Consider the following 3,918-nt stretch of genomic DNA (forward strand, 5'->3'; position numbering starts at 1 on the left):
CATATTATTACATCAAGACTAATAATATGATCTAATTTAGTTAATTATTTCTTACTATACCCTAATGACCTTTTTTGATCTATCAGCTGACGTCAACTTTCATCTGGTAAAAAGCCGTGTTCGACAATCAATAACTGGCGTGCCATCGTCTCAACCACGGACTGCAGATCTTCAAACTTGCGATAATGGCCACTGGCAATGAGTCTGATGGTGACCGCCGTTTGTTGGGCGATTAAGGCAGAAACGACACCGAAAACGTCATCGACTGACAGGCCCTCACGACGAGGCAGCTGTTCAATTTTCTCGCGAAAAATGCGATCGATTTCAGCGGATACGGCAGTTGTTTCTTGCTGCACTTGTTGTCGCAACGGTTCGGGAAAATGCGGTAAATCAGCATAGGCTTGCATTATCAAGCGGTATTCAGCTGGGAATTTGAATTGTAGTTTCAACTCATACTTAACTGCAGTGGTCATCATGGCAGCCAAGCCAGGGGCATTCTGCCACTTTTTAGGGTCCATGTGATCATAAATTCGATGATAGGCATATTTGAAAGCGTCAAGATACAGCGCTTGTTTATTGCCAAAATAATGGAAGAGCAAGCCCTTAGATACTTGTGCTTGGTTGGCAATCTGATCGGTTTTGCTCTTGATGAAGCCTTGCTGGCCGAAAATTTCCGTCGCTGTTTTGAGGATTCGGGTGACCTTTTCAGGATCTGTCACAACATTTTTCATAGGCTCAAAGCCTGACGGCGATAACCAGCAATGCCAAGAATAAATAATACTATAGCGCTAACAACCATCACGATTAGCCATGTTTGATCAACGTTTTCAACCGGTACATTGGCAATCCAGCCAAAAGGTGTGAAGTTGCCTGCGTGTTTTGGCAAATCAAACAATCCCCGGAAAATTTGAACGATCAGACCGGCTCCCATATACAGCCAGAATAGACTGCTTAAGCGTGGCCACAGACCGACTAGTGCGATGCCAAGGGCGATAAACGATATCACAGCCGGAACGCTAGCCACGAATAGGCGACCGAGGTACTTGAGCGGCAACGGGTGACTGAGAACAGTGTTCCCAGTGAAGAACAAGGCCAGCAGCCCAGCAGAAAGGACGAACACGCCTGCCAGCAGACCAAAGCAATAGTAGCTGACACTGATCGTGGTTCGCGTTGGCTTTTCGGCATGAATGACGCTCAAGTAACCAAGGTTGTCATCGCGTTTGAGTCGGAATGCCACTTGGACGCCAGCAGTCACGGCTAATGCGACGAAAATGCCGAGATACATGCCTAAGAATGACAGGACCATGGTCTGATTGGCAGCGTTGATTTGGCCAACATCTAGTATTTTACGATAAAGCGGATTCGTTTTAAGAATGTCGCCAACGCTGCCGAGCACACTACCCATGACGCCGCCAAACACCACGGCGCCGATTAACCACCCAGCAAATAATCTGCGCTCAGTTCGCCACAGTAAGGCAGGGATCGAGCGAAGCCAGCCGGCAGCTTTGGCTCGGCCGGTGCGTTCAGCAATAATCCCGGCGCCCAGATCGCGGTTGCGGGCAATCATGGTGGCGCTGGCCGCAAGCAGAATGCTGACCAGTAAGGCCAAACCTAAAGCCCAGACGTTGTTATCAGTATAGAAGTTTGCTTTTTCGAACCAACCAATTGGTGATAACCACGTCAGATTTTGATGCTGGATATCGGTGACCAGCCGAACCAAATAAGCGGCAGTCAGCACCATGTAGCTCAACATATTGGCTGTACGTGTGTTATTGGTTAGTTGCGCGAATAGCAACGCAATGGCTCCGAATAGCAAGTTGGCGATCACCATCCCCAGTGAAAACAGGAAGTCACCGTACAAGTCAGTACCACCCATGTTGACAGCGGCCAACGAGACAAAATAGAGGATACCCATTATGGCACTGTCGATGAGAAGCTCAAGCGAAGCGGCGGTGATGGCAGCCGTTCGCCCAACATTGCGAGCGCGAACCGTTTCGAGCAAGCCACTTTCTTCTTGACCGCGGGTGTTGCGAATCATCAGCGGCATAACCCATAAGGCCTGCAAAATAATCATGAAGACGACCATCACACCAGCAAACACAATCGCTGTGTTATACGTGTCCACCTTTGGCATCGCGCCAAACATTGCCGCCATGCCCGGCGCTTGCAGCATTTTGACAATCTCTTTAGAGCCCGAGGCCCCGCCTGCAAAGTCTGCTTCCAATTTGCCAGCACCACTGGCAATCATCATGATCAAAATGACAAGCCAGATGAGTGAAAATTTTAGATTTTGTTTGAGGTTTGCCCGAAGCAGATAACCTGCGTTCCGATTACTGTGCCGCATGAGTCTCACCTTGCTTTCCATAATAACGCAGGAATAATTCTTCCAGCGTTGGCGGCGTTGATTGCATGTCGACCACGGTGTTGGCGGCCAGTGTGGTCATGATGGTGCCAAGCGCGTCTCGATCAGCGGTGAAAACCGCCTTGGTGTGCTCGGAATCGCGATAAGTGAGGTCGTGAACGCCAGCTTGCTTTGCCAAAGCAGTCATTGGGGTAGCGGTGGTGACTTCAATTTTGATCCGCGATAGATGCCGTAATTGATCAAGATTGCTGCTCTCAATCACACTACCATCACGGATGATAACAATTGAATCACACATTCGCTCGACTTCGGACAAAATGTGGCTTGATAGCAGCACACTTTTACCGGCTCTTTTCAGTTTTAAAACTTCTTGCTGGAAAATCTGTTCATTTAATGGATCAAGCCCAGAAGTGGGTTCATCAAAAATATACAAATCGGCATCTTGCGACAACGCAGCAATTAACGCTACTTTTTGACGATTGCCTTTTGAATAGGTACGAGCTTTTTTCTTCGGATCAAATTCAAAGGCCTTGATTAGTTCATCGGTCTTTTGATTATGCTGGCGGCCATTTAAACGTAGCAATAGGTCGATAATTTCGCCGCCAGAAAGATTTGGCCATAAATAAACGTCCCCAGGAATATAGGCGATGCGTTGATGAATCGCCGCATCATCCCGCCAGGCATCTTTGCCGAAGACGGTCACTGAGCCGCCACTCTTTTTTAATAAGCCTAAAATAACTCGAATGGTCGTGGATTTGCCGGCCCCACTAGGTCCTAGAAAACCCAGAACCTGACCGGGTGCCAACGTGAAACTGACATCTTTTAATGCGGCAAACTTGCCAAAGTTTTTTTGAAGATGGTCAAGTTCGATAATAGCTGTTGTCATTTTTGTCATCCTCCTTAAGGTCAAACTTGAAACACGTTTTAATATGTCGATATCTGATCAACCTCTACAGTATAGTCGCGATTGACTGACGAGTCAACAAAAAAATTGACTCGTCAGTCAATTTTTTTGTGACGCCGGATTTACAATGTAAGTGCAACACCTAAATAACTAGACCAAAAAGGCCATGAAGCCTTAAACTTATAAGTGACAAAACCAATAAGTTAGGACGGACTTCATGACCCAATCTAAAGATACCATCAAAAAATCTTAGAAACTGTTTAGTATCTTTTGAGAAGTAACCTGATAAAAGCTAACGAAACCATCATGAGACTAGTGTTGAGCTTACGCTCACAGTTACGCCATAAACGATGATAATTTCCCAACCAACTAAATGAACGTTCAATGAGCCACCGTTGGGGGATAACCGAAAATTGGTGTAACTCATTTCTTTTAACGACGATTACCTTGGCTGAGGTTAAACTGCTAATCTCATTGGCAAAATTTTGGCCGGTATAACCACTATCAACCATCATGGTTCGAACCAATTTAAACTGCTCTAAATTAAGGGTGACGAGTGCAATCGCCCCGTCACGATCAGTGATGTTAGCCCGGGTAATGTTAGAAAATATTGGTTAAATATATCCACTTTATTTTATTTGAATACATTTTC

The 3,918-nt window shown here is 46.2% G+C and carries 4 protein-coding genes; all 4 read right to left on the reverse strand.

What is annotated here, in order from left to right; all coding sequences use genetic code 11:
- Positions 1 to 92: 92 nt before the first annotated feature.
- Positions 93 to 731: a TetR/AcrR family transcriptional regulator gene (locus CP370_RS08865; RefSeq protein WP_087713297.1), complete on the reverse strand. Its 639-nt coding sequence runs from the start codon at positions 729 to 731 to the stop codon at positions 93 to 95.
- Positions 728 to 2,344, reverse strand: a complete 1,617-nt coding sequence (locus CP370_RS08870; RefSeq protein ID WP_087713298.1) for an ABC transporter permease — start codon at positions 2,342 to 2,344, stop codon at positions 728 to 730. The genes CP370_RS08865 and CP370_RS08870 overlap by 4 nt, the downstream gene beginning before the upstream one ends.
- A complete protein-coding gene (locus CP370_RS08875) occupies positions 2,331 to 3,248 on the reverse strand; it encodes an ABC transporter ATP-binding protein (RefSeq protein ID WP_087713299.1) in 918 nt (305 codons plus the stop codon). The genes CP370_RS08870 and CP370_RS08875 overlap by 14 nt, the downstream gene beginning before the upstream one ends.
- A 278-nt stretch (positions 3,249 to 3,526) precedes the next feature.
- Positions 3,527 to 3,877 carry a transposase gene (locus tag CP370_RS10325; protein ID WP_087713300.1) on the reverse strand — a complete coding sequence of 117 codons (351 nt, stop codon included), beginning with the start codon at positions 3,875 to 3,877 and terminating at the stop codon, positions 3,527 to 3,529.
- Positions 3,878 to 3,918 lie beyond the last annotated feature (41 nt).

Source organism: Lactobacillus sp. UMNPBX19, from assembly GCF_002553805.1.
Taxonomy (GTDB): domain Bacteria; phylum Bacillota; class Bacilli; order Lactobacillales; family Lactobacillaceae; genus Lactobacillus.